Below are 23855 nucleotides of genomic sequence, written 5' to 3' on the forward strand. Positions count from 1 at the left end.
CGATCTTGGCTGTCAGCATCATCATCAAGACGCTGAACGAGGAAAAGCACATCGCTTCGACCGTCGAACACGCGCTTGCCGGTCTGCCGGACGGAGAGGGCGAGGTTATCGTGGCCGACAGCGGTTCCACCGACCGGACGGCCGAGATCGTCTCCCACTATCCCGCAACCACGGTCCAGATCGTCGAGCCGGCGCGGCCCAGTTGCGGTATCGGCGGCCAGCTCGGCTTTCAATACGCCCAACACGATTTCATCTGCCTCATCGACGGCGACATGGACCTGGACCCGACCTTTCTCACCGAGGCGCTGGAATATTTACGCGCGCACCCGGATGTGGCGGGCGTGACCGGGCACGTGGAGGAGATGAACCTCGCCAATCTGGAGTTCACCCGCCGCGTAACCCGCAACGCGCCGGAAAACCGGGTCGGCGAGATCGACCGGATGAATGGCGGCGGGCTCTATCGCCGCGCGGCCATCGAAAGCGTAGGCTACCTCACGGACCGCAATTTGCACGGCTACGAGGAATTCGACCTTGGCATCCGCCTGCGCGGCGCCGGCTGGCGGCTGGTTCGCCTCGACAGGCGCTTCGTGCGCCATTACGGCCATGTCGAAAACTCCTTTCGCCTCCTCGTGAGACGCTGGAAGAGCAAATATCTCTTTGGCATCGGCGAGGTGCTGCGCGGGTCGGTGGGAAAGCCCTATTTCCGGCAGATGCTCAGGGAATTGCCGGAGCTCAGGCTTTGGGCGCTGGTCCTGGCTTGGATCGTGTTATCGCTGTCGCTCCTCCTCTTCCTCCCCGGGAAACTTCTGTCGCTGGCCATCGTCTTGGGATTGTTCGCCTTCGTCGTGCTTGCCATGTCGCTGCGCAAGGGAAGCTTGGTCATGGGCGCCTATTCCGTGGTTGCGTGGCTGTTTCACGCGGCGGCTCTTCCCGTTGGCTTTCTCCGCCCGCGCAGCGATCCTCGGGCCTGGATTGAAAGCCGCAGGCTGGGCGAGGAAACATGAAGGCTCTTCACCGCCGCCATGGATGAACGGATGCCGGTGCGGGAGACCTCTCCTGCGACCGGAGCCGCAGCGTCCACGAGCACTGCGAGGCCCCGGAACTTGACGCAAGGCAAGACCGTACCGAAAGATCGGTCAGGACGCTTTCGCCTCGAACGCTGGCGGGAAATCGCCGAGCGCCTTCGCCTCATTGATCCGCGCCGCGATATCCTCCTCGACGATCGACTCGAGCTGAGCGAAGCTGTCGATGACGTAGTAGATCGGCTGGACGATATCGATCCGGTAGGGTGTGCGCAGCACTGTCATCAGATCGAACGGCCGGAACTCGCATTTTGTCGAAGCCATGGCGTTGCGCGTCTCGCTCGGCGACGAAACGATACCCGCGCCGAAGCAGCGCCTGCCTTTCGGCGTGTTGATCAGACCGAATTCCACCGTGAACCAGAAGATGCGGAACAGATGCCACGAATAGCCTTTGCCGAGCTTGGTGGCCTTTTGTCCGAAGCGGCGAACAAAGTTGGCGTAGCTCGTGTTGGTGAGCAGCGGGCAATGGCCGAAAACCTCGTGGAAGAGGTCGGGTTCCTCGATATAGTCGATATGCTCGCGCCGACGCATGAAGGTGGCGAGCGGGAACTTGCCCTGCGACAACAGCTCGTAAAAGCGCGAGGGCGGGATAAGGGCCGGAACGCCTTCCACACCGAAGCCGGTGCTTTCGGCAAGCCGCCTGTTGACATCCTTGAGCTGCGGGACCTTGTCCGGACTCAAACCCAGCGTCCGAACCCCTTCAAGATATTCATCGCAGGCCTTGTCGGCGAGCAGCGCCATCTGCCGCCGGTAGAGTTCGCCCCAGATCGCATCTTCCTCGGGCGTGTAGAGATAGGTTCCGTCCGGCTCCGGCAACTTGGCGGTATAGGTGCTTTCCTTGGTCATGACGTCACCTCATTCGTCAGGACAGATTGCTGTTGCAATTGTACCACCGGCAGGCCGAGTATTTATTTCACATTCTGCCGACGCGCCATCTCGCGGATATCGGAGGGCGTAGCCCCAAAGGCTTTGCGGAAACAGCGGTTGAAGTAGGAGATGTCGTCAAAGCCAGCCTGGGTTGCCAGCAAGCTGATTGTGCGGTCGGTGAGGCGCGGATCGCTCAAGAGGCGGCGGGCGCGCGCCAGCCGCTGGCGCAACACGAACTGCGTGAAGGTGGTGCCTTCGCCCTCGAACAAAAGCTGGATGTAGCGCGGCGAGACGCCGTTCCGCGCCGCCACCGCGGCGACGCCGAGGCCGGGATGGTCGAGCCGGTCGAGGATATCGGCCTTGATCGCCTTCAGCCGCGCCGCGCGCATGCCACGAGCTTCGATGCATTCCCGGGCATCGCCGGTCGCCCCGACAACCAGAGCGACCAGATCCTGGATATGGTGTGAGACGGCACGGCGCATTTCGGCACTTTCGATCCTGCCGTCCTCCCAGACCAGCCGGAGATAGCCGGTCAGAAGACGCATCGCGTCACTGCCACCGGGAATCGCACGCGCGGCCTCAATGCTCGGAACCAGCGGCATGAGCACGGCCGGCGGCATGCAGACTGCCAGGCACTGTACGGCCGGCATATACCGCATCAAGCTCGGATCGGCGTTCAGAAGAGTAATGCCGCCGCCCTCGGCCGCGCCCGCCTTGCGGCCCAATTGGCTGGCGGTCACGCTGCCCGTCACAGGGATGAGCAGGACGAAGTCGTCATTGCCGTCGGTGGCGATGCATTCTTGCGTGCGGCGCGCGGCGACGCCCGTGGAGCTGCCGATCAGCGATACTTTCAGCCCCGGCAGGGCGCGGATCGTCGCCTTGCAGCGAAACGGTTTGCCGTCCAGGGGCTCCATGTCGAACGCCACATGAGGCCCAAGCGCCTCGCGCCAGAAAGACGGCCGCTTGGCCGGCGGCAATCCGTCGCTGGAAACCCTTGCCGGGCCGAAGTTCAGTTGCAGCGCCCCCATCGGATTTCTCTGGCTGCTAACAACGCTAAGACACAGACTAGCACGGGTGGCCGCAATGCAACATGGCGCTCACAACTCCGACTTATCGAACCCTAACACTTCGTTTCAGGCCAAGCCTCGTTTCGCCTCCGTTCAAGACCTCTCCTCCAGCCGGAGTTAGCCTCGACGCAAAGGGACAGTGGCAGCGGCGAGAGCAGGCGGTTCGGGGGATCGGCCGGGCGGATGCGACGGCGCATGCCTGACTGGAGGAACGACGATGAACCGCTTGACCCGCTTTGCCGGCGCATGCGCCCGTACGGTTCGCCAAGGAGCCGTTTCCGCGGTCGCCTGCTGCGGCCTGGCACTCGCCGCCATGTTGCCCACCACCGTGGCGGACGCCGCGCCCGAGGGCACGCTCGACACCATGTCGATGGACCTGACCGCCGACGGGATTTACGTCGGCGTCTACGTCGATTCCGCCGACGGGGAAAGCTGGACCCACATCCGGGATACCGGCATCCAGCTCGCCGGCCCGCTCAAGATCAAGATGAAGCACGGCCTTATCAAGGCTTTCGCCGTCTTTCTGGGCACATGTGAAGGACACGCCTGCTTCGAGACGTTTGGGACACCGTTCCTCGGATCGGCCATGTTCGACGAGACCAGCCCGAAATCCATCGACGGCACGGTCAGCTTTTCCTTCCCGTCGGGCCTGTTGGGCGGTTCGAATTCGGGCGGCATCCCGCTGGTGCCCTATGGCAACGAGATCATAGCCCGGTGCAATGCCGGCCTTGAGGAAGGCAAGAGCCTGCACAACGGCTTCGGCTTCATGCACACCGTTGAGATGACGCTGGGCGCCGACACGAAGATGTGGGACGGCTTCTCGTTCAATTCGTCGGGCAACGGCTTCGCATTGGGAAGCGAGCCGCTCGTGGATGTCGATTTCAGCCGTACGTTCGACGTCGGTCTTTCCGTAACCTGCAAGGCGGTGCCCGGCGCCGGCGGACCCGAGGAGATCAGCCAGGACCTGCCGCCGTACCAGGTGGTCGGTGCGGCGCTGCAGGGCGCTCCGAGCGTCCATGAAGGTGCGTGTCCAGTCGACCTAGACCTCTCCATGGACGTGGAGAGCAACATCCCGGGCCCCTTCGAGGCCAGGATCGAGGCCAAAAGCGGCTGGAAGTCGGAGAAGCTCGCAAGCCAGACGAGTGAGGCCGGCGAAAACGGAAGCTGGGCGAAGCATTTTACGGCGAGCCTCGCCATTCCCGTGGAGAAGCCGCCGAAGGAACCGTCCGGCGGTGCCGGCATGGACGCCGCCGCGGGCATCGGCCAGATCGGCACCGTCGAGCCTGCGCCCGACGACACGTTCCCCGGTTCCGGCGGGATACCCGACGGCCCGGGCGAGGTGCAGACGGGCTACAATCCCGGCAATCTGCATGAAGATTCGTTACGGCTCGTCGCAACCGGTGGCGGCAAGACGGTGATATCGGAGTGGTGGAAATATTCGGTCACCTGCGATCCGCAGGTGGGGCCGTCGGTCGGCGACCTGCCGCAATCGCTCGGCCAGCCGGCCTTCATCGAGCAGGCCTTCCTGACCACCTTCCCGAAGGCACCGATCGACGGCTCCCAATGCGGCATAACTGTCGTCGGCTGGATCCAGACGAACGTCAAGAACGTCCCCGTCAAGTTCCGCCTCAGGAACCACCAGGGCATCACGACCCCCTGGCAGACCATCCTGACGTCCCACGCAAACAACATCGGCAAATTCCTCGAATATCTCGACTTCTCTACCAGCGGCGAGGGTGTCTGGGTGTCCGAGGAAGGCGGCTGGGCGCTGCCGGGAACCGGAGCGGGCAGCCAGGCCGGACGCAAGACGGGAACGTTGCAGATCGTCATCGAGCATCCGGTGACCTTCGAGAGCAATGTCGCCAGCTACGACTTCGCCTGCCAGGATCCGGCGCCGACGGGCCTCGGCAAGGCGCCCACGGTCAACCTCAACCCCGACGTGGTCGTCCCGTCCGACGATCTTGCCGGCCGCAAGCCGCCCTCGGCGGCTGTCGATATCCGCTGGGTGCAGCGACGCCTCCTCGATCTCGGCTACCGCGAGGTCGGCGGGATCGATGGCGCCTTCGGCAGGCGCACACGCGCCGCGCTCCTTGCATTCAAGGCAGACAACGGCCTGCCTCCGAAGCCCGAGGTGGACGACGAGACGGTGGCGGCGCTGCGCGCGGCCGCGCCGCGCAAGATGCCGGAGAGGCAAGGCGACACCGCGGCACCGAAACGCGCCATTGTCGATCCCGTGCCGAAGAACGTCGCATGCGCCGGCGGTATCGTACGCAACGGCATGTGCGCTTGTCCGGAAGGCACCCGTGCAGAGGAGGTGCGGACGAACGTCTATCGCTGCATACGCGAAGTGGCCCGCCCTGAGATCAAGGGTATTGTTGTCCAGCCTCCAGTCAGGAAGCCGGAACCTCGAAGGGTAGCGCCCGAGATCGCCTGTCGGGGCGGCGTCGTGCGCAACGGGGCCTGCCTCTGCCCGCAGGGTTCCGCGCTCAGGAACGGCGCATGCCGGATCGGCACGGCCGCCCGTGAAGCGCCGCGGAGGGTTGCACCGCGCGAAGCGCCCCAGCGTGTCGCACCGGCGACGCGCACGCCCTAGGGACGCAACGAATATCCTGCCGAGCAGTGCTGCTCGGCAGGCCGCTGGAGCAATTCCAGAAAAAGTGGAAACCGGTTTTCCGTCCGGGATTGCGACAAGCCAAAGAGTTGGACCGGTTCATCGATTCCGCGAAACGATGAACTGGTCTAAGCGCCGGCCAGTGTCGCTGCAATCTCAAGCGCACTCACGAAGAGACCTATGAGGGCAAGAGCCATGAGAAAGCCGGCCACCCCCTCCCTGGAAAGCCGCCCTTGGGCAAGCGCTTCCGCGGTGCGCCGACCCGCGGCCTCCATCGCGCATTGCATGAGAAAGAACAGTTCCACGGGAACCTCCTGTTTTGCCTCCGCCAACCGGCCGAAGGACGAAGCGGGCGGAGGATCCCGACATTTTCGCAGGCGCATTATTCCGATTGGCTTTGACGAGCGATCCGGGTACGGAACCGATGTTCGCGGACGCCGGCGCCGCGTCATTGCCCGGGGCTTCCATCCTCGCGCCGCTTCACATCGACCCGCCGCTCGCCTAGTTTGGGACCCATGGCACAGAAGAAAGCGCATGAAGTCGACGGCTGGCTGGCCCGACCCGACCGCGACATACCGGTGGTCCTGATCTACGGGCCGGACCGCGGGCTGGTGTCGGAACGGGCGCGGGTGTTCGCCCGGAAAACCGGCCTGCCCCTCGACGACCCCTTCACCGTCGTCAGGATCGACGCCGCCGACGCGGATCAGCAGGGACGCCTACTCGACGAGGCGCGCACCGTTCCGATGTTCGCCGAGCGCCGCCTCGTATGGGTGCGCGGCGCTGCCGGCCACAGCGCGCTCGCCGCCGATGTGGCAGCGCTCATTGCCGACCCGCCGGCAGACAGCGTGGTGCTGATCGAAGCCGGCGACCTGAAAAAGAGCGCCGCGCTGCGCACTGCCGTTGAGCGTGGCCCTACGGCCATGGCGCTGCCCTGCTACGCCGACGACGGCCGCGGCATCGACACCGTGATCGACGAGGTTCTTGCCGCCGGCGGCCTGTCGATCGCGCTCGACGCGCGGCAGCTTCTGAAGGCCAATCTGGGCGGCGATCGGCTCGCCTCGCGCGGCGAACTGGAGAAGCTGGCGCTTTACTGTGCCGGTGCCGGCGAGGTTTCAGCCGAAGATGTGCTTGCGGTGATCGGCGATGTCTCCCGCCTCTCCGCCGACGATGCGGTGGATGCCGTGCTCTGCGGCAACATCGCCGCGTTCGACACGCTCTTTACGCGCCATCTCGCCAGCGGCAGCCCGCCCTTCCTGGTTCTTTCCGCCGCCCTGCGCCAAGTACAGGCACTGCAGCTGATGCGCGAGCAGGTGGATCGCCAGAGCAAGACACCGGCCGCCGCCGTCGCATCCGCCCGGCCGCCTGTTTTCTTCACCCGGCGGCGCGCGGTCGAGCAGGCCCTGCAGCGCTGGAACCAGGCTATGCTGCAGGCTGCAGCAAACCGCCTGCACGGCGCCATCTTGAAGTCCCGCCAGCATCCGGCCGTAGCCGAGCCGCTCAGCCGCCAAGCGCTTCTGGCGCTTGCCATCGAAGGCGCCCGAGCTGCACGATAGATGTAAATTTGCCGGCTAATATCTTGCTCAGAGGCGCGGCCATTCCCACTAACACCCAGCGCTAGCGCTGCAATAGCCGGCAAAGCTCGTCGAGCTGCTCCAGCGTGCGGTAGGCAATGCGCAGCTCGCCGCCCTTATCCTTGTGGTTGATCGTCACCTTCATGCCGATATGGTCGCTCAGCAGCTTTTCCAGCGACAGCGTATCGGCGTCCTTCTCCTTGCGCGTAGCGCCACCCGATGCCGGCTCGACATCTGGCGCAGCGGCGAGCGCCTCCGCCTGGCGCACGGAGAGCCCCTGCTCGACGATACGCCTGGCAAGGCTCGCCGGGTCCGCGGCGGTGACCAGCGTGCGCGCGTGGCCGGCCGTCAGCGAGCCATCGACGATGAGATCGCTCACGGCGGACGGCAGTTTGAGCAGCCGCAGCGTGTTGGCCACGTGGCTGCGGCTTTTGCCGATAACCTGGCCGAGATCGGCCTGCGTGTAGCTGTGCTCGTCCATGAGCTGCTGGTAGCCCCGCGCCTCCTCGATCGGGTTGAGGTCGGAGCGCTGCACGTTCTCGATGATGGCGAGTTCTAGCGCGACCTTGTCGTCCACGTCGCGGACGATGACGGGGACCTCCGTCAGGCCGGCCCGCTGAGCGGCGCGCCAGCGACGCTCGCCAGCGATGATCTCGAAGCGGCCGTCCGCCGCCGCGGGCCGCACCACCACCGGCTGCACGATGCCGTGCTCGCGGATCGACTGGGCAAGATCGCCGAGTTCGTCCTCTGCAAAGCTGCGCCGCGGGTTGCGCGGGTTGGGCGAGATGAACTCGATCGGTGCCACCCGGTCGGCGCGCACCGCCTCCTGCTCGCTCGCTGAAGGGTTGTCCATTTCGCCGATCAGAGCGGCCAGGCCGCGGCCGAGACGTTTACGCGAGGCATCTTCGTTCATGTCGGTTCCACACTCTGGAGACTATGCGAAAAAAACTCATGCCGCCCGCAGGCGCCGCTCGCGCCGGATCACCTCGGAGGCCAGTTGCAGATAGGCCTGGCTACCGGAGCATTTCAGGTCGTAAAGGATCGCCGGCTTGCCGTAGGAAGGCGCTTCGGACACGCGCACATTGCGCGGGATCACCGTCTCGTAGACCGTGTCGCCCATATGGGCGCGCACGTCCTCGACCACCTGGTTGGCCAGGTTGTTACGCCGGTCGAACATGGTCAGCACGATACCCTGTATGGTTAAGCGCGGGTTAATGGAAGTGCGGATCTGCTCCACCGTCTCGAGCAGCTGGCTCAAGCCCTCGAGCGCGAAAAACTCGCATTGCAGCGGCACGAGCACCGAATCGGCCGCCGCCATGGCGTTCAGCGTCAGGAGGTTGAGCGAGGGCGGACAATCGATCAGCACGTAGGAGTAGGGCACGCCGCCCGGCGCCTCCCGCAACGCCCGGCGCAGCTTCAGGACCCGGTCCGGCGCTTCCGCGATCTCCATCTCGATGCCGAGCAGATCGAGCGTCGAGGGAATGATGGCAAGACCCGGAACCGCCGTATCCATCGCCGCCCCACGGACATTTGCGGCGCCAGTCAGGACGTCATAGGACGAGACCATGCGCGCCTGCCGGTCGATGCCGAGGCCGGTGCTGGCGTTGCCCTGCGGGTCGATGTCGACGATCAACACCCGCTCGCCGATGGCCGCGAGCGCGGTGGCCAGGTTTATGGCCGTGGTCGTCTTGCCGACGCCGCCTTTCTGATTTGCCACTGTAATGATGCGCGATGGCGTGCTCATGGGCCCCTGCAGCCAATATTCATCCAACATCACCGTCGCCGGCGGTGCGAGAGGCGGCGGAGATCGCGGATCTCCAGAATCACGCCGTCGCCGATCGACTCGCTGTGTTCTACCAGATCGAATTGCCAAGCGTCACCGCTTTCTTCCACTTCCCGCCGGTAATCCCGGCCTTTATGAAAGAGAGCCCTTGCGCCTTTGGCAAGCCATGGTTCGGCAAGCTCCAGCAGGCGGCTCAATGGCGCCAACGCCCGCGCCGTGACGATTTCCGGCGCTGGAACCGCCGTGTAGCAGTCCTCAATTCGCCGTGCATGCACCGTGGCGGGGGCATCGAGACCTGCCAGCGTCGTCTGCAGGAACGCCGCCTTCTTCCGATTGCTTTCCACCAGATCGATATGCGCTTCGGCGCGCTCGATCAGCAAAACGGCAATCACCCCGCCGGGAAAGCCACCGCCGGAACCGAGGTCCAGCCATCGCTTGGCCTCCGGGGCCAAGCGAACGAGCTGCGCGCTGTCGAGAATGTGCCGCTCCCACAGATGCGGAAGCGTGGAAGGAGCGGCGAGATTGATGCGTGCCGCCCAGCGTCGGAACGCGGTCTCAAAGGCCTCCAAACGCACAAATGTTTCACGTGAAACCGGCCCGGCGACTGCCTGCAGCGCCGCAAAGCGCCCCTCCGTCACGCAGCGCCCCGCGCTTCGCCCTGGCGCAGCGCCATCAGGATCAGCGCAAGGGCGGCCGGCGTCATCCCGTCGATCCGCTGCGCCTCGGCCAGCGTGCGCGGCTTCAGCCGCCGCAGCTTGTCCTTCAGCTCATTGGAAAGGCCCGGCACCGAACTGAAATCCGCATCCGAGGGAATGGCCTTGCTCTCGTCTTGCCGGAGCCGATCAGCATCCGCTGCCTGGCGCTCCAGATAGACCGCGTAGCGCGCTTCGGTTTCCAGTCGCTCGGCCGTCTTCGGTGGTATATCACCCAGTTCCGGCCAAATCTGCGTCAGCCGCGCAAGCGTCACATCGGGATATGACAATAAGTCGTAAGCGCTGCGACGAATCCCGTCATGGTTGAGCGCGATGCCATGGCGCGTCGCCTCATTCGGCGTCATGTCACGCGCCTGGGCGAGGGCGCGCGCCTCGGCCAGCGCCTTTTCCACCTGCGTGAAACGCGCCCGCCGCTCCGCCGAGGCAACGCCCCACTCCATCGCCAGGGGCGTCAACCGTGTGTCGGCATTATCCGCCCGCAGCGACAGACGAAACTCGGCACGCGAGGTAAACATGCGATAGGGCTCGCTCACGCCCCGTGTCACCAGGTCGTCCACCATCACGCCGATATAGGCATCGGCCCGGCTAAAGGCGACGGATGCAGCCCCCGAGGCCACCCGCGCCGCGTTAAGCCCGGCGAGCATGCCCTGCGCGGCCGCCTCCTCGTAGCCGGTCGTGCCATTGATTTGTCCGGCCAGGAAAAGGCCAGAGACGCGCCGGGTCTCCAATGAAGGCTCCAGCTCGCGCGGGTCGACATGGTCATATTCAATGGCATAACCCGGCTGCAGCACGCGCGCCCTAGCAAGCCCGGGAATGGTCTTCAAAAAGGCATGCTGCACCTCCTCGGGAAGCGAAGTGGAGATACCGTTCGGATAGACCGTGTCGTCGTCCAGCCCCTCGGGCTCCAGGAAAATCTGGTGGCCGTCGCGCTCGCCGAACTTGACAATCTTGTCCTCGATCGACGGGCAGTAGCGCGGCCCTACGCCTTCGATCGCGCCGGAATACATGGCGGAGCGCGTGATGTTCTCCTGAATGATCGCATGCGTCTCCGCCGTGGTGCGTGTGATGCTGCAGGCGATCTGCGGGTTGACGATCCGATCCGTAAGCAGGGAGAACGGCGTCGGCTCATCGTCCGCTTCCTGCCGACCTAGCCCTCTCCAGTCGATGGTGCGCCCATCGAGCCGCGGCGGCGTGCCCGTCTTCAGTCGCCCGAGCGCGAAGCCCGCTTGCTCCATGGAGGCCGAAAGCCGCTTCACTGCCGGTTCGTTCACCCGCCCAGCGGGAATCGTCTTCTCGCCGATATGAATGAGCCCGCGCAGAAACGTGCCCGTCGTCAGCACCACTGCACCGCAATCGATCCGGCGCTCATCGGAAACGACCACATGGCTGATCCGACCGTTCTCGATGCCCAACGCATGAGCTTCCGCCTCCACCACGTGAAGGCTTTCCTGTTCGGCGATCGCCGCCTGCATGGCCTCGCGATAGAGCCGCCGGTCCGCCTGGGTCCGTGGGCCCCGCACCGCCGGCCCCTTGCGTCGGTTCAAGAGGCGAAACTGGATGCCCGCCGCGTCCGCCACGCGGCCCATCAGCCCGTCCAGCGCGTCCACCTCGCGCACGAGCTGGCCCTTGCCGATCCCGCCGATGGCGGGGTTGCAGGACATCACGCCGATCGTGTCCTGCCGCAGCGTCACGAGCGCCGTCCTCGCACCCATGCGCGCGGACGCCGCGGCCGCCTCGCACCCCGCATGGCCGCCGCCGATCACCACGACATCGAAAAACTCGCCCATAACCGCTCCTTCTCGCCGGCCCCAGATGCGCGCATCGGGTCCGTCAGTCAAGCCCGTCGGGAAGGCAAGTGTTTCACGTGAAACGGTATGGCCGCCCCATTTCCCGCTTACTCATCCCTGACGGCTCGATTGCATGGGTCCTCGGTCAAGCCGGAGAATGACGAAGCGGGGAGGCCGCCGCAATTCTCCAACGTGGGCGATCGGCGCAAACGCCCCTGCGGTCGTCATCCTCGAGCTTGACCCGAGGACCCATGCCAGAACATCGATACACCGCCAGCGGCCAATCATCACCGCCAATGTTTCACGTGAATCACGCCGCTCCTCTCACACCCATGTTTCACGTGAATCATTTGCCGATGCAGAAGGTTGAGAAGATCGTGTCCAGCAAATCCTCCACGTCGATCTCCCCGCAAATGCGGCCCAACGCGGTGGAGGCAAGGCGCAGGCCCTCGGCTCTCAATTCCAGTGCATCGTCCTGCCCCTCAAGCGCGGCATCCAAAGCCTCCACCGCCTCCTGCAGCAACGCCACATGCCGAGAGCGGAACGGCAGAAGATCGCCGGCGCGCGCATCATACCCTGCACAAGCGTCGCGCAAAAGCTGCAGCAGGTGATCGATCCCTTCGCCGGTCTTCGTGGAAAGAAGACACGCATACCGCCCCCCCGGCATCTCGCCTTCGACGAGGTCGCTCTTGCTGCCGACCCGAATCAGTGGCTTATCCGAAACGCCGTCGAACGGGACTGGCGCGGCAGCATCCTCCAGGAGGATCACCAGGTCGGCCTCGCGCGCCCGTTGCAGTGAGCGCTCGATGCCGATGGCCTCAACGCGCCCCTCGGCCTCGCGAATGCCGGCGGTGTCGGTGAGCACAACCTTCATGCCGCCGATGTCCATGTTCACTTCGAGCACGTCGCGTGTCGTGCCCGGTTCCTCCGTGACGATGGCGACGTCGCGACGCGCGAGCGCGTTGAGCAGGCTCGACTTGCCAGCATTGGGCGCGCCCAGGATCACCACTCGAAGGCCCTCGCGGATGATCTCGGCGTCGCGGTAGGCTGTCGCATGGGCGGCGATCGCGCTGCGCAGCGTGGTGATCTCTCTCCAGATCGCGTCCGCGACCGAGCCGGGCACGTCCGATTCGTCGGCAAAGTCCAGCTCTGCCTCGATCATCGCCCGGGCATGGATAAGCTGCCGCCGCCACTCCTCGTAAAGTCGGCGATGCCGCTCGTCGCTATTGGCAAGTGCGAAGCGCCGCTGCGCTTCGGTTTCCGCGGCGATCAAGTCCGACAGGGCCTCGGCACCGGTGAGGTCGATCTTGCCGTTGAGAAAGGCCCGTTTGGTGAACTCGCCGGCTTCCGCCCCACGCAAGGCAGGGAAGGACGCCAGCGCATCCAACACCGCACTCACCACCGCGCGCCCGCCATGCAGATGCAGCTCGCCGCAATCCTCTCCGGTAAAGCTCTCCGGCGCGGGAAAGAAGAGACACAGCCCCCGGTCCAGAAGCGTGCCCTCGCGGTTGCGGATCGCCGTCAGTTTAGCGTTGCGTGGGGCGGTAAGGCTCCCCGTCATCGCTTCGATCACAGCGCCGGTTGCCGGCCCCGAAAGGCGCACGATGGCGACCCCGGAGGGCAGGGCGCCGCTCGACAGGGCAAAGATGGTGTCACGAACTAGCGTTTGATCCGCCATGGCCGGCGCTCTACCTTCCTTTTCAGTCCGAATATGGAGACAAGATCGTGGCCCTTCCCGCAAAAAACCTGCTTGGCGATGAGACCAGCCCCTATCTCCAGCAGCACAAGGCCAATCCCGTCCACTGGCGCCCCTGGTCGGCCAAGACGTTGGCGGAGGCGAAAGCCCTGAACAAGCCCATCCTCCTATCGGTCGGCTACGCCGCCTGTCACTGGTGCCATGTCATGGCCCATGAGTGTTTCGAGGACGACGAAGTTGCCGACGTCATGAACCGTCTCTTCATCAATATCAAGGTGGACCGCGAGGAGCGCCCCGACATCGACCAGATCTACATGGCGGCTCTACAGGCGACCGGCGAGCAGGGCGGCTGGCCGCTCACCATGTTCCTGACACCCGATGCCAGGCCCTTCTGGGGCGGAACCTACTTTCCGAAAAAGGCGCGCTTCGGCCGCCCTGGCTTCATCGAGGTTCTGAACGCCGTTCACACGGCCTGGCAGGACAAGCAGGCGGAGTTGGCCCGCAGCGCCGATGTCCTCGCTGCGCATGTGGCGAGCCGCCTTGCCCCGACGCCCGAAGGAGCGGCTCCCGCTACACCGCCCTTGCAGCCCCTCGCCGAAAAGATCGCCTCCATGATGGATCCCGATCTCGGCGGCCTGCGCGGCGCACCGAAATTCCCCAATGCGCCGTTCCTCGATGTCCTTTGGCTGGACTGGTTGGAGAACCGTACCGCCGCGCACCGCGACGCGGTTCTCGGCACGTTGCGCTTCATGCTTTCCGGCGGCATCTACGACCATGTCGGCGGCGGCCTTGCGCGCTACTCCACCGACGCACAGTGGCTCGTCCCGCATTTCGAAAAGATGCTCTATGACAACGCTCAGCTCATCCGCCACGCCTGCTTCGCCTATGCTGAAACGGGCGACGAATTGTTCCGGATGCGAATCGAAGAGATGATCGGCTGGATGCTGCGCGAGATGCGGGTGGAAGGGGGCGCCTTCGCGTCCAGCCTCGACGCGGATACGGAAGGCGAGGAAGGCAAGTTCTATCTGTGGACGCGCACGGAGATCGAAAAGGTCCTGGGCGAGGACGCCGAAACGCTCCTTGGCTTCTATAGCCTTTCCAGGCCTGAGGGATGGGAAGGGGATCCGATCCTGCACCGGCTGCATCGTCCCGATGCGCAACCGCCGGCAGAAGAGCGCCGCCAGCGCGATCTGCTCGATAGGCTGCTTGCCGCGCGCGAAAAGCGCCCCCGGCCAGGGCGGGACGACAAGGTTCTGGTGGACTGGAACGGGCTGACGATCGCCGCCCTCGCAACCGCCGGCCGCCAGCTGGCGCGGCCGGACTGGGTCGAGGCCGCCCAAACCGGCTATCGTTTCGTTTGCGAATCGATGCGGGACGAGCGCCTGCCGCACAGCATCAGGGGTGAAAAACGCTTGTTTCCGGCGCTGGCCAGCGATTACGCCGCGATGATCTCTGCCGCCGTGGCACTGCATGGAGCGCTACAGGAAGACGCGATCATCGGGCAGGCGCTCCACTGGGCCGAGATGCTCGACAGATGGCACACCGACGATGCAGGGAGCGGTTATTTCCTCACCGCATCCGACAATGCCGACGTGCCTATGCGTATTCGCGGAGATGTTGACGACGCCGTGCCATCGGCCACCGCGCAGACCATCGTCGCCCTGACCCGGCTTTCCTCGCTAAGCGGCGATCACGCCCTCTACGAAAAAGCTGCCCGCACGGCGGAGGCGGCGCTCGGCCGTGCCCAGACCCAGGCATACGGACAGGTCGGCATCGTCCACGCCGCGGCCTTGGCGCAACGCCCCATGAAACTGCTCATCAACGATACGGCAAAGCGTGACCGGTTCGTTCCGGTTGCGAATCGAATCAGCGATCCCCGGCGCGTCGATATCATGCTCAAGAAGGAGAAGGTGCCAGCCGAGCAAGTGGCCGGGATAGCTATCGACCACTCGGTGCCGGGGGCTTGGCTGTGCATCGGCCAAAGCTGCCTGCCGCCCATCCACGACCCCGTGATCCTGGAAGCTACCCTGCGCTCCTCTCGGAAGGAATAGGGCCGGAGCGCTGGCAGTGAAGGCATGGGCCTCGGCCAATGCCCGCACACAGATCCCGGCTCAGGTGTTCATGGAATCGAAGAACTCGGCGTTGCTCTTGGTCTGCCTGAGCTTGTCGTTGAGGAACTCGATGGCATCCGTGGTGCCCATCGGCGCCAGGATGCGGCGCAGGACGAAGATTTTCTGCAGGTCCTGGCGCGGTACCAGGAGATCCTCCTTGCGCGTGCCGGACTTGAGGATATCCATGGCCGGGTAAATGCGCTTGTCGGCAACCTTGCGGTCGAGCACGATTTCCGAGTTGCCCGTGCCCTTGAACTCCTCGAAGATCACCTCGTCCATGCGGCTGCCGGTATCGATCAGCGCCGTGGCGATGATGGTGAGCGAGCCGCCTTCCTCGATATTGCGCGCCGCGCCGAAGAAGCGCTTCGGCCGCTGCAGCGCATTGGCGTCGACACCACCGGTCAGCACCTTGCCCGAGGAAGGCACCACCGTGTTGTAGGCACGGCCGAGCCGGGTGATGGAATCGAGCAGGATGACCACGTCCCGGCCATGCTCGACAAGGCGCTTGGCCTTCTCGATCACCATCTCGGCCACCTGCACGTGGCGTGTCGCCGGCTCGTCGAAGGTCGAGGACACCACCTCGCCCTTCACCGAGCGTTGCATGTCCGTCACCTCCTCTGGCCGCTCATCGATGAGGAGCACGATCAGGTAGCACTCGGGGTGGTTTGTGGTGACGGAATGGGCGATGTTCTGCAGGATCACGGTCTTGCCGGTGCGCGGCGGCGCCACGATCAGTCCACGTTGGCCCTTGCCGAGCGGCGCCACGAGATCGATCACGCGGGCCGACAGATCCTTCGTGGTCGGGTTTTCGATTTCCATGTTGAGCCGCTCGTCCGGGTAGAGCGGCGTCAGGTTGTCGAAGTGAATCTTATGGCGGATCTTCTCGGGATCCTCGAAATTGATCGTATTGACCTTGAGCAGCGCGAAATAGCGCTCGCCCTCCTTGGGGCTGCGGATCGGCCCTTCCACCGTATCGCCCGTCTTCAGCGAGAAGCGGCGGATCTGCGATGGCGAGATGTAGATGTCGTCCGGGCCCGGCAGGTAGTTGGCCGTCGCCGAGCGCAGGAAGCCGAAGCCGTCCTGAAGAACCTCGACTACGCCGTCGCCGATGATCTCGATGTCCTGGGTCGAGAGCTTCTTAAGGATCGCGAACATCAGCTCCTGCTTGCGCATGATGCTGGCGTTCTCGACCTCGAGCGATTCGGCGAACGCGATCAGGTCGGTCGGCGACTTGCTCTTCAACTCCTGTAGTTTCATTTCCTGCATAGTGGCGGGCTCTGGATAGGTCATGGGAAGCCTGAGGAATGGCTGGGGCGCTTTGGGCGCCGGCAGCGTCCGGAACATCGGAAGAAAGACACCGGACGTGGAAGGAAGGAAATGCCCTTTTATCGCCCTGTTGGACAAAGAGCAAGGCGCCTTTTTGTTCCCGCGATTCTCTCCTTTCGAAGCGAAAAAGCGAAAGTCCGCGCCGTCGGACGGGCGGTTAAAACGGCTTCACGATCACCAGGATAACGATGACGATCATCAGCACCGTTGGCACTTCGTTAACCATACGCCAGTGCCGCGCCGGCTTCACGTTGCGGTCGGCCGCAAACAGCCGAACCGCCCTGGAAAAATACCCGTGAACGCCTGAAAGGACGACGACCGCCGCGATCTTCGCGTGCAGCCATCCGCCGGAAAAGCCAAAACCCTTCCATGCGAGCCACAGGCCGAACATCCAGGTGGCGATCATAGCCGGATTGATGATGAGGCGCAGAAGGCGCCGCTCCATCACCTTGAAGGTCTCGCTCTCGGCCGAACCCGCGCTCGTCTGCGAATGATAGACGAAGAGCCGCGGCAGATAAAGCATTCCCGCCATCCAGGAGATCACAGCGATGACGTGGAACGCCTTGATCCAGGGATAGAGGCCGTCCGGCGCCGCCAGGAAAAGCAATGCCGTCAGCACGGCGAAAATCGCTAGCGAGGCAAGAGCCCGCCGCACCGCGCCCTTTCCGTCCGTTTTCGCCTCTGCTGTCATTGTCCGGCCTCCCGAACCCGCCGTACCATGGTTTCCACGTGTTCCACGGGCGTCTCCGGCGTCACACCATGCCCGAGATTGAAGATCAGCGGTCCGCCCCCGAGCGTGGTGAGAATGGCGTCGACACCTTCCTCGAGCGCCCGCCCGCCGGCGACAAGCCGCATCGGGTCGAGATTGCCCTGAACCGGGCCTTCCGCCTGCAGACGCCGAGCTGCCGTCAGTGGCACGGCCCAATCGAGCCCGAGCGCGGTCACTCCGGTGGCCTGCCGGTAACCCGCATAGAGCGTTCCAGCACCCTTTGGAAAGCCGATGATCGGCACCGTCGGATGCCGCTCGCGCACCCGGCGCACGATCGCCGCAACCGGCCGTTCGCACCAGGCGCGAAAACTTGCCTCGTCCAGAACGCCGGCCCAGGAATCGAATATCTGCACCGCATCGGCACCCGCATCGATCTGGCGGATGAGATAGTCGGCCGAGCAGGCGGCAAGCCGATCGAGAAGGCGGGCGAAGGCTTCTGGCGAAGAATGCCCGAACAGCCGCGCCGGCGCCTGGTCCGGCGTACCCCGCCCGGCGATCATATAGGTGGCGACGGTCCACGGCGCACCGCAAAAGCCGATCAGCGCCGTCTCGCGTGGCAATTTGCTGCGCAGCTGCCTCACCGTCTCGTAGACCGGCGCCAGCCTTTCGTGAAAGCCCGCTGTTTCGAGAGCATCGATATCGTCCTTGCCAAGCGGCGTCATCAAAGGACCCGTACCCTCTTCAAAGCGAAGGTCGCGGCCGAGCGCATGCGGCACCACAAGGATGTCGGAGAAAAGGATAGCCGCGTCGAAGCTGAAGCGTCGGATCGGCTGCAGCGTAACCTCGACGGCGAAGTCGGGATTGTAGCACAGGTTGAGAAAGCTTCCGGCTTTCTTCCGGATATCCCGGTATTCCGGCAGATAGCGCCCCGCCTGGCGCATCATCCAGATAGGAGGCGGGAAGACGGTTCGCCCGCTCAACGCTTCGAGGAATTTCCGCTCCGTCACGTGAGAGGCCTCCAAAGATTCAAAAATAAAGAATCCAAGATTTAGGAATCTTCTGATTCTAAGAGTCTGTTTGGAGTGTGGATTAAAGCCTGTCCACGATTCCTGCCCTCGAAAGGGTGCGCATTTTGCCGCGCCGGCATACGATACCATGGGGATATCTTTGTGGGCACTTTCGAATTTTCGCAATGGAATCAATTCGCTGCATCGGCAGGGAGGTTCCTCTGCATTGCCTCCTCCATGTGGACAGTATTTTCTCTCCACACAGTTTTCTACAAGCGCAAAACCAAATCCGCATTGGCGCGAATTGTGGATGAACGATGGGTTTTTCCACTCCACGCGCCTCGCCTTCCAAAACCTTCCGCGCTATCAACACTTCTCCACAGATGCGGGACCGCCAGTGTGCAAAAAACCCAGAGCTTCTTTCACCTGCACCTGATTTCAGACGCCACGGGCGAGACGCTGCTCGCGGCGGGGCGTGCCGCGGCCGCGCAATATAAGGATGCGCGCGCAATCGAGCACATCTATCCCTTGATCCGCACCGAAAAGCAGCTCGAAAAGGTGTTCGCGGAGATCGACGAGGAGCCCGGCATCGTGCTCTACACAATCGTCGACCAGAAGGTGGCGCGACAGATCGAGGAGCGCTGCGCGGCCATGGGCCTGCCCAGCGTCTCCGTGCTGGAGCCGGTGCTTTCCGTCTTCCAGTCCTATCTCGGTACGCCCGCCGGCCGCCGGGTCGGCGCCCAGCATGTCCTAGACGCGGAATATTTCCGCCGCATTGACGCGCTGAACTTCACGATGGAACACGACGACGGGCAGCTTCCGCATGACGTGGACGAGGCGGATATCGTGCTGGTCGGCGTCTCGCGCACCTCGAAGACGCCGACAAGCATCTATCTCGCCAACCGAGGTATCAAGACGGCTAATGTGCCGATTGTCCTCGACGTGCCTTTGCCCGAAAGCCTGGCGCGGGCCAGGCGTCCGCTCATCGTCGGCCTCGTCGCTTCCGCCGAGCGCATCGCCCAGGTACGGCAGAACCGCCTCTTGTCGAGCGCTGCCGCGGCCAGTGATTTCGACACCTATGCGGACCGCTCCACCATCGCCCGCGAGCTCGCCTATGCGCGTCAGCTCTGCAGCCGGCACAGTTGGCCGCTGATCGACGTCACGCGCCGCTCGATCGAGGAAACCGCTGCCGCCATCCTGGCGTTACGTGGAAAGCCGTGGTGAGCATAGAGAGCAGGAACCATGCTAAATCAGACAATCGTCCTAGCATCGACCAGCCCCTTTCGGCGGCAGCTCCTAGAGAACGCCGGGCTGGCTGTGAAGCCCGTAGCACCCGAGGTGGACGAGCGCGCGCTGGAGGCGCCGCTGGAAGGTTCCGGTGCCAGTGCCGAGGACGTCGCCCGCATCCTTGCCGAGGCGAAGGCCGTCGACGTTTCGGAGCGTCGTCCCGAAGAATGGGTGGTCGGCGGCGACCAGACGCTGTCGCTTGAGGACCGGATCTTCCACAAGCCGCAGGACATGGAAGGCGCCCGCCGCCATCTTCTGGCACTTTCCGGAAGAACGCACCAGCTCAACAGCGCCATCGTCCTGGCGCGTGGCGGCGAGGCGGTGTGGCGGCACGTCGCCGTGGCGCGGATGACCATGCGCCCGCTCGACCCCGGCTTCATCGGCCGGCATCTTTCGCGCGTCGGCGACAAGGCGCTGTCGAGCGTCGGCGCCTATCAGGTCGAGGGCGAGGGGATCCAGCTCTTCGAGAAGATCGAAGGCGACTATTTTACCATCGTTGGCGTGCCCCTCCTGCCGCTCCTTGCAAAGCTGCGCGAAATCGGAGCGATCGATGGCTGAAGAAACCCCGCGCGCCTTCGTGTGCGGTCATCCCGTCGCCCATTCCCGCTCGCCGCTCATCCACGGCTATTGGCTGCAAGAGCATGGCATCGCCGGCATCTACGAGCGCCGGGACGTGGCGCCGGAGGCATTCGAAACCTTCCTGCGCGGCCTCGCCCGCAGCCCTTACGTCGGCGGCAACGTCACCATCCCGCACAAGGAAAGCGCCCATCGGCTGGTCGACCGGCGCGACGAGGCAGCGGAGATCATCGGCGCGGTGAACACGCTGTGGTTCGAGGACGGCAGCCTGTGCGGCGGCAACACGGACGCCTACGGCTTCGCCGCCAATCTCGACGCCGCGGCCCCCGGCTGGGCGGAAGGCGGCGTCGCCACCGTGCTCGGCGCCGGCGGCGCGGCCCGCGCCGTTGTGCACGCGCTCAGGGAGCGTGGCATGCGGGAGATCCGCATCGTCAACCGCACGCTTGCCCGCGCCGAAGAACTCGCCTACCGCTTCGCGGGCCCCACCAGCGCCCACGGCTGGGACGCGCTGCCGGAGCTGCTCGCCGACACGGCGCTCCTCGTCAACACGACGTCGCTCGGCATGGACGGCGTGGCGGCGCTGACGCTCGACCTGGCATCGCTGCCGTCGTCGGCCGTCGTTGCCGACATCGTCTACGTGCCGCTTGAAACCCCGCTTCTGGCCGCAGCAAAGCGGCGCGGCCTACGCACGGTGGATGGGCTCGGCATGCTTTTGCACCAGGCCGTGCCCGGCTTCGAGCGCTGGTTCGGCGTGCGCCCGGAGGTGACGGCCCGCCTGCGCGCGCTCGTGGTCGCCGATCTGGAGGCGAAGGCGTGATCGTCCTCGGCCTCACGGGCTCCATCGGCATGGGCAAGACGACGACGGCGCGCATGTTCGCGGAGGAGGGCGTGCCGGTGCATGATTCCGATGCTGCCGTGCACAGGCTTTACGCTGGCGAGGCAGCCCCCGCGGTGGAAGCGCTCTTCCCCGGCACCGTGGTCGGCTGCGCCGTCGACCGCGAGCGCCTTGCCGAGGCGGTGGTCGGCAGGCCGGATGCGCTCGCAAAGCTGGAAGCGCTCATCCACCCGATGGTGCGCCGCGATGCCGACCGCTTCGTGGAGGAGCACCGGAAAAAAGGCACGCCTCTGGTCCTCCTCGACATCCCGCTGCTGTTTGAGACCGCCGGCACAGGCCGCGTGGACAGGATCGTGGTCGTCACCGCTCCTCAAGAGGTGCAGCGCCAGCGCGTGCTTGCCCGCCCCGGCATGACGGAGGAAAAATTCGCCGCAATCCTCGCCCGCCAGGTGCCGGACGCCGAAAAGCGGCAGCGCGCGGATTTCATCGTCGACACCAGCCATGGCATGGAAGCCGCGCGACAGGCCGTGTGCGACATTATAGCCCAGCTGACAGAAGCAAACTGACACAAGCCAAACTGACACAAGGTTGACAGCTTTCTGCTCCGCGCGTCTTGCGGCTGCCGCCGCCGTTGTTCATGCTCCGTGCGGGGAGTGATTCGATGCGTGAAATCATCTTCGACACGGAAACCACCGGCCTCGATCCGCGCGACGACCGCATCATCGAGCTCGGCTGCGTTGAGCTGGTAAACCGCTTCCCGACAGGCCGCACGCTGCATTGTTTCATCAATCCCGACGGGCGCTCCGTGCACCCGGAAGCTCAGGCCGTGCACGGCATCTCCGACGCCGATCTTGCCGATAAGCCCCTCTTCGCGGCAATCGCGGATTCGTTCCTGGAGTTCGTTGAAGGCGCCAAGCTGGTCGCCCACAACGCCAATTTCGACATTGGCTTCGTCAACGCCGAGTTCAGCCGCCTTGGCCAGCCGGTGGTCGACCCCGGGCGCGTCGTCGACACGCTGGCGATCGCCCGCCGCAAGCATCCCATGGGGCCGAACTCGCTCGACGCCCTGTGCCGCCGCTACGGCATCGACAATTCGCGCCGCACGAAGCACGGCGCCCTGCTCGACGCCGAACTGTTGGCCGAGGTCTATATCGAGCTCATCGGCGGCAAGCAGGCGACGTTCGGCCTGGAAGTCGCCCCTCAGGAAAGCACCGCGCGCTCGTTGGCACCCGGCAAGCCTGTTGTTCCTCTCAAGCGCGAGCGCCCGCTCACTCCACGGCTGACCGCGGCCGAGCGTGACGCGCACGAGGCGCTGGTGACTGAGTTGGGCGAGAAGGCCCTATGGCTGAAGGCGGCGAAACGCCCGGCCCCCGACCAGGCCGAGACCGCCTGATACTCCCGGTTGTGGGATATCGGAACGATCCGCCCACCACTCGCCATCACGGCACAACCCCCGGCGGCATTGCTCAATGCCCTCACTGAGTCTAAGCTCGAACGGCAAGACCAAATAAGCTCGAATGGGCGAAACCAAAGGGGAGAGTTATCTATTGAGTGATGTGAAAGACGCGGAGCCAGCGGGCTTACCGCGCGTATCTTCGGGCGATGTGCGTTCGAACCGCCCGATGGTTCACTTCGACAAGGTGCAGAAGTCCTATGACGGCGAAACGCTCGTCGTGAAGAACTTCAATCTGGAGATCCGAAAGGGCGAGTTCCTTACCATGCTCGGTCCTTCCGGCTCCGGCAAGACCACCTGCCTGATGATGGTGGCGGGGTTCGAGCCGGCGACCCACGGCGAGATTTATCTCGACGGCCAGCCGATCAACAGTGTGCCGCCGCACAAGCGCGGCATCGGCATGGTCTTCCAGAACTACGCGCTGTTTCCGCATATGACGATCGCCGAGAACCTGGCGTTCCCGCTCGATGTCCGCGGCATCGGCAAGGCGGAAGCGGAAAAGAAGGTCCAGCGCGCCCTCGACATGGTGCAGATGGGCGACGGCAGCTTTCACGGCCGCCGCCCTGCGCAGCTTTCGGGCGGCCAGCAGCAGCGAGTTGCGCTTGCCCGCGCGCTTGTGTTCGAACCGAAGCTGGTGCTGATGGACGAGCCGCTGGGCGCGCTCGACAAGCAGCTGCGCGAGCATATGCAGTTGGAGATCAAGCACATCCACGAATCGCTCGGCGTCACGGTCATCTACGTTACGCACGACCAGGGCGAAGCGCTGACCATGTCGGACCGCATCGCCGTGTTCAACGACGGCGTGGTCCAGCAGCTTGCCGCCCCCGAGGTGCTTTATGAAAAGCCGGAGAACAGCTTCGTCGCGCAGTTCATCGGCGAGAACAACACGCTGCTCGGCAAGGTCAAGGCCATAAACGAGGGCATCGCCCGGGTCGAGCTACCAGACGGTGAGGTCGTCGAGGCGCTGGCTGTCAATGCCGGCCCCGGCGAGCGCACGCAGCTTTCGATCCGCCCGGAACGGGTGGAGATCGACCCCGACGAAAGCGTCTCCGATCACACGGTCACGGCGCGTGTCGAAGAGGTGATCTATCTCGGCGACCATATCCGCACGCGGATGACGGTGGCCGGCAACAGCGATTTCGTCGTCAAGACCCGCAACCGGCTGGGCGCCCGCCGTCTCGATCCCGGTGCTAGTGTGCGGGTCGGCTGGGCGACGGAAGACTGCCGCGCGCTCGATCACGAGTGACGGCCAGCAGAGCGCTGTGGCGCACTGCGCGGACGAGGTCAGCCGGCGGCCTTAACGAACGAAGAACAATGCCGGCCACGTTTCCCGCGTGTTTTTCAAACCGCAGGAAAAACCAAAACTGCAAAAGG

The 23855-nt window shown here is 64.6% G+C and carries 21 protein-coding genes; 10 read left to right on the forward strand and 11 right to left on the reverse strand.

Annotated features, from left to right (window positions below):
* Positions 1–5: 5 nt before the first annotated feature.
* Complete coding sequence (locus GM910_RS07650) at positions 6–1004, forward strand: glycosyltransferase family 2 protein (RefSeq protein WP_159587028.1); 999 nt, start codon at positions 6–8, stop codon at positions 1002–1004.
* A 132-nt stretch (positions 1005–1136) separates the two neighbouring features.
* Here GM910_RS07650 and GM910_RS07655 read toward each other — a convergent pair whose 3' ends face one another.
* Both GM910_RS07655 and GM910_RS07660 read right to left on the reverse strand, forming a co-directional pair.
* Positions 1137–1928, reverse strand: a complete 792-nt coding sequence (locus GM910_RS07655; protein ID WP_159586926.1) for a phenylalanine 4-monooxygenase — start codon at positions 1926–1928, stop codon at positions 1137–1139.
* A 62-nt stretch (positions 1929–1990) separates the two neighbouring features.
* Positions 1991–2977 carry an AraC family transcriptional regulator gene (locus tag GM910_RS07660; protein ID WP_159586927.1) on the reverse strand — a complete coding sequence of 329 codons (987 nt, stop codon included), beginning with the start codon at positions 2975–2977 and terminating at the stop codon, positions 1991–1993.
* A gap of 256 nt (positions 2978–3233) precedes the next feature.
* Between GM910_RS07660 and GM910_RS07665 the strand changes: the two genes are divergently transcribed.
* Complete coding sequence (locus GM910_RS07665; protein ID WP_159586928.1) at positions 3234–5609, forward strand: peptidoglycan-binding domain-containing protein; 2376 nt, start codon at positions 3234–3236, stop codon at positions 5607–5609.
* A gap of 146 nt (positions 5610–5755) precedes the next feature.
* Here GM910_RS07665 and GM910_RS07670 read toward each other — a convergent pair whose 3' ends face one another.
* Positions 5756–5932, reverse strand: a complete 177-nt coding sequence (locus GM910_RS07670; protein WP_159586929.1) for a hypothetical protein — start codon at positions 5930–5932, stop codon at positions 5756–5758.
* 210 nt (positions 5933–6142) lie between these two features.
* On the opposite strand from GM910_RS07670, the gene holA reads away from it, so the two are divergent.
* On the forward strand, positions 6143–7180 hold the full coding sequence (holA, locus tag GM910_RS07675; protein ID WP_159586930.1) for a DNA polymerase III subunit delta: 1038 nt from the start codon (positions 6143–6145) through the stop codon (positions 7178–7180).
* 61 nt (positions 7181–7241) lie between these two features.
* Here the strand turns inward: holA and GM910_RS07680 are convergent, their stop codons facing one another.
* The 5 genes from GM910_RS07680 to mnmE form a co-directional block, all read right to left on the reverse strand.
* On the reverse strand, positions 7242–8111 hold the full coding sequence (locus GM910_RS07680; protein WP_159586931.1) for a ParB/RepB/Spo0J family partition protein: 870 nt from the start codon (positions 8109–8111) through the stop codon (positions 7242–7244).
* Between the two features lie 36 nt (positions 8112–8147).
* Positions 8148–8942: a ParA family protein gene (locus GM910_RS07685; RefSeq protein WP_159586932.1), complete on the reverse strand. Its 795-nt coding sequence runs from the start codon at positions 8940–8942 to the stop codon at positions 8148–8150.
* A 29-nt stretch (positions 8943–8971) separates the two neighbouring features.
* Positions 8972–9619, reverse strand: coding sequence for a 16S rRNA (guanine(527)-N(7))-methyltransferase RsmG (rsmG, locus tag GM910_RS07690; RefSeq protein WP_159586933.1), 648 nt, complete (start codon positions 9617–9619; stop codon positions 8972–8974).
* Positions 9616–11481 carry a tRNA uridine-5-carboxymethylaminomethyl(34) synthesis enzyme MnmG gene (gene mnmG, locus GM910_RS07695; RefSeq protein ID WP_159586934.1) on the reverse strand — a complete coding sequence of 622 codons (1866 nt, stop codon included), beginning with the start codon at positions 11479–11481 and terminating at the stop codon, positions 9616–9618. The genes rsmG and mnmG overlap by 4 nt, the downstream gene beginning before the upstream one ends.
* Positions 11482–11827: 346 nt before the next feature.
* Positions 11828–13159 (reverse strand): tRNA uridine-5-carboxymethylaminomethyl(34) synthesis GTPase MnmE, encoded by a 1332-nt coding sequence (gene mnmE, locus GM910_RS07700; protein WP_159586935.1) that lies wholly within the window; start codon positions 13157–13159, stop codon positions 11828–11830.
* Between the two features lie 47 nt (positions 13160–13206).
* Here mnmE and GM910_RS07705 point away from each other — a divergent pair, with 47 nt between their 5' ends.
* Complete coding sequence (locus GM910_RS07705; RefSeq protein ID WP_159586936.1) at positions 13207–15228, forward strand: thioredoxin domain-containing protein; 2022 nt, start codon at positions 13207–13209, stop codon at positions 15226–15228.
* 60 nt (positions 15229–15288) lie between these two features.
* Here GM910_RS07705 and rho read toward each other — a convergent pair whose 3' ends face one another.
* From rho to hemE, 3 genes are all read right to left on the reverse strand, one after another.
* Positions 15289–16554 (reverse strand): transcription termination factor Rho, encoded by a 1266-nt coding sequence (rho, locus tag GM910_RS07710; RefSeq protein WP_159586937.1) that lies wholly within the window; start codon positions 16552–16554, stop codon positions 15289–15291.
* Between the two features lie 217 nt (positions 16555–16771).
* Positions 16772–17305 carry a protoporphyrinogen oxidase HemJ gene (gene hemJ / locus GM910_RS07715; protein ID WP_159586938.1) on the reverse strand — a complete coding sequence of 178 codons (534 nt, stop codon included), beginning with the start codon at positions 17303–17305 and terminating at the stop codon, positions 16772–16774.
* A complete protein-coding gene (gene hemE, locus GM910_RS07720; protein WP_159586939.1) occupies positions 17302–18330 on the reverse strand; it encodes a uroporphyrinogen decarboxylase in 1029 nt (342 codons plus the stop codon). The genes hemJ and hemE overlap by 4 nt, the downstream gene beginning before the upstream one ends.
* A gap of 399 nt (positions 18331–18729) precedes the next feature.
* Between hemE and GM910_RS07725 the strand changes: the two genes are divergently transcribed.
* The 6 genes from GM910_RS07725 (at position 18730) to GM910_RS07750 (ending at position 23727) form a co-directional block, all read left to right on the forward strand.
* Positions 18730–19554 carry a pyruvate, water dikinase regulatory protein gene (locus GM910_RS07725; protein WP_159586940.1) on the forward strand — a complete coding sequence of 275 codons (825 nt, stop codon included), beginning with the start codon at positions 18730–18732 and terminating at the stop codon, positions 19552–19554.
* A gap of 18 nt (positions 19555–19572) precedes the next feature.
* Entirely contained in the window at positions 19573–20175 is a 603-nt protein-coding gene (locus GM910_RS07730; RefSeq protein WP_159586941.1) for a Maf-like protein, read from the forward strand.
* Positions 20168–21010: a shikimate dehydrogenase gene (locus GM910_RS07735; protein ID WP_159586942.1), complete on the forward strand. Its 843-nt coding sequence runs from the start codon at positions 20168–20170 to the stop codon at positions 21008–21010. The genes GM910_RS07730 and GM910_RS07735 overlap by 8 nt, the downstream gene beginning before the upstream one ends.
* Positions 21007–21594: a dephospho-CoA kinase gene (gene coaE, locus GM910_RS07740; RefSeq protein ID WP_159586943.1), complete on the forward strand. Its 588-nt coding sequence runs from the start codon at positions 21007–21009 to the stop codon at positions 21592–21594. Before GM910_RS07735 ends, coaE begins: the two co-directional genes overlap by 4 nt.
* 95 nt (positions 21595–21689) lie before the next feature.
* Positions 21690–22421 carry a DNA polymerase III subunit epsilon gene (gene dnaQ, locus GM910_RS07745; protein ID WP_159586944.1) on the forward strand — a complete coding sequence of 244 codons (732 nt, stop codon included), beginning with the start codon at positions 21690–21692 and terminating at the stop codon, positions 22419–22421.
* Between the two features lie 229 nt (positions 22422–22650).
* Complete coding sequence (locus GM910_RS07750; protein WP_159586945.1) at positions 22651–23727, forward strand: ABC transporter ATP-binding protein; 1077 nt, start codon at positions 22651–22653, stop codon at positions 23725–23727.
* The last annotated feature ends 128 nt before the right edge of the window (positions 23728–23855 follow it).

The organism is Chelativorans xinjiangensis (assembly GCF_009812055.1).
Taxonomy (GTDB): Bacteria; Pseudomonadota; Alphaproteobacteria; order Rhizobiales; family Rhizobiaceae; genus Chelativorans; species Chelativorans xinjiangense.

What these genes read in the sequence shown, in the direction of transcription:
- GM910_RS07735 (WP_159586942.1), top strand. Translation starts at nt 20,168, where the DNA reads ATGGCTGAAGAAACCCCGCGCGCCTTCGTGTGCGGTCATCCCGTCGCC.
- holA (WP_159586930.1), top strand. Translation starts at nt 6,143, where the DNA reads ATGGCACAGAAGAAAGCGCATGAAGTCGACGGCTGGCTGGCCCGACCC.
- rho (WP_159586937.1), bottom strand. Translation starts at nt 16,554, where the DNA reads ATGCAGGAAATGAAACTACAGGAGTTGAAGAGCAAGTCGCCGACCGAC.
- mnmE (WP_159586935.1), bottom strand. Translation starts at nt 13,159, where the DNA reads ATGGCGGATCAAACGCTAGTTCGTGACACCATCTTTGCCCTGTCGAGC.
- mnmG (WP_159586934.1), bottom strand. Translation starts at nt 11,481, where the DNA reads ATGGGCGAGTTTTTCGATGTCGTGGTGATCGGCGGCGGCCATGCGGGG.
- GM910_RS07680 (WP_159586931.1), bottom strand. Translation starts at nt 8,111, where the DNA reads ATGAACGAAGATGCCTCGCGTAAACGTCTCGGCCGCGGCCTGGCCGCT.
- GM910_RS07655 (WP_159586926.1), bottom strand. Translation starts at nt 1,928, where the DNA reads ATGACCAAGGAAAGCACCTATACCGCCAAGTTGCCGGAGCCGGACGGA.
- GM910_RS07750 (WP_159586945.1), top strand. Translation starts at nt 22,651, where the DNA reads ATGGTTCACTTCGACAAGGTGCAGAAGTCCTATGACGGCGAAACGCTC.
- GM910_RS07730 (WP_159586941.1), top strand. Translation starts at nt 19,573, where the DNA reads ATGCTAAATCAGACAATCGTCCTAGCATCGACCAGCCCCTTTCGGCGG.
- dnaQ (WP_159586944.1), top strand. Translation starts at nt 21,690, where the DNA reads ATGCGTGAAATCATCTTCGACACGGAAACCACCGGCCTCGATCCGCGC.
- GM910_RS07665 (WP_159586928.1), top strand. Translation starts at nt 3,234, where the DNA reads ATGAACCGCTTGACCCGCTTTGCCGGCGCATGCGCCCGTACGGTTCGC.
- hemJ (WP_159586938.1), bottom strand. Translation starts at nt 17,305, where the DNA reads ATGACAGCAGAGGCGAAAACGGACGGAAAGGGCGCGGTGCGGCGGGCT.
- GM910_RS07660 (WP_159586927.1), bottom strand. Translation starts at nt 2,977, where the DNA reads ATGGGGGCGCTGCAACTGAACTTCGGCCCGGCAAGGGTTTCCAGCGAC.
- GM910_RS07685 (WP_159586932.1), bottom strand. Translation starts at nt 8,942, where the DNA reads ATGAGCACGCCATCGCGCATCATTACAGTGGCAAATCAGAAAGGCGGC.